The organism is Mesorhizobium sp. M4A.F.Ca.ET.020.02.1.1 (assembly GCF_004022645.1).
GTDB lineage: Bacteria > Pseudomonadota > Alphaproteobacteria > Rhizobiales > Rhizobiaceae > Mesorhizobium.
The window spans coordinates 1-750 of sequence record NZ_RZOI01001286.1; the positions used below are offsets into that span (position 1 = coordinate 1).

Genomic DNA, 750 nt, shown 5'->3' on the forward strand with positions numbered 1-750 from the left:
ATGCGCGGGCTTTCCTTGCCCACTTCGGCAAGGGCTGCCTCACGTCGCCCGCAGATGGTGACGTTGACGCCGGCGCCGGCGAGCGCCAGCGCGATCGCCCGTCCGACGCCTGAACCACCGCCGGTGACCAAGGCATGCCTGGCCGTGGTTTTTGCGGTGGAGGTCATACCTTCAACCCCGCCGCCGCTTCGCGCTGGGCCAGCCGGTAAAGCTGGTCGCGGCCGGGCAGATAGGGATCCGGCCATTTGACGCCGCGGTCGCCGAGCGCCACCGCTGCATGCAGCGTCCAGTAGGGATCGGTGAGATGCGGCCGGGCCAGCGCGACGAGATCGGCGCGGCCCGCCATCAGGATCGAGTTGACATGGTCCGGCTCATAGATGTTGCCGACGGCCATCGTCGCCATGCCGACCTCGTTGCGGATTCGGTCGGAGAACGGTGTCTGGAACATGCGGCCATAGACTGGTTTTGCCGCGATCGAGGTCTGCCCGGCCGACACGTCGCAGAGATCGACACCGGCCTCGTGCAGCAGTTTTGCGATTTCGACCGCGTCGGCAGGTGTGACGCCCTCGATACCGACCCAGTCATTGGCCGAGATGCGCATCGAGATCGGCTTTTCCGAGGGCCACACGGCACGCACCGCGCGGAAGATCTCCAGCGGATAGCGCATACGGTTTTCCAGCGAGCCGCCATACTCGTCGGTGCGCCGGTTGGTCAGTGGCGTGATGAATGAGGACAAGAGATAGCCATGCG

1 protein-coding gene and 1 pseudogene are annotated in these 750 nt (G+C 65.7%); both read right to left on the bottom strand.

The features are described 5' to 3' along the window. On the bottom strand, nt 1-167 hold a 167-nt coding region (locus EN742_RS36685; protein ID WP_128333973.1), incomplete at its 3' end, for an SDR family NAD(P)-dependent oxidoreductase. Beyond that, a pseudogene (locus EN742_RS36690) lies at nt 164-750 on the bottom strand (bifunctional salicylyl-CoA 5-hydroxylase/oxidoreductase); the annotation flags it as partial. The pseudogene EN742_RS36690 and the gene EN742_RS36685, both read right to left, overlap by 4 nt.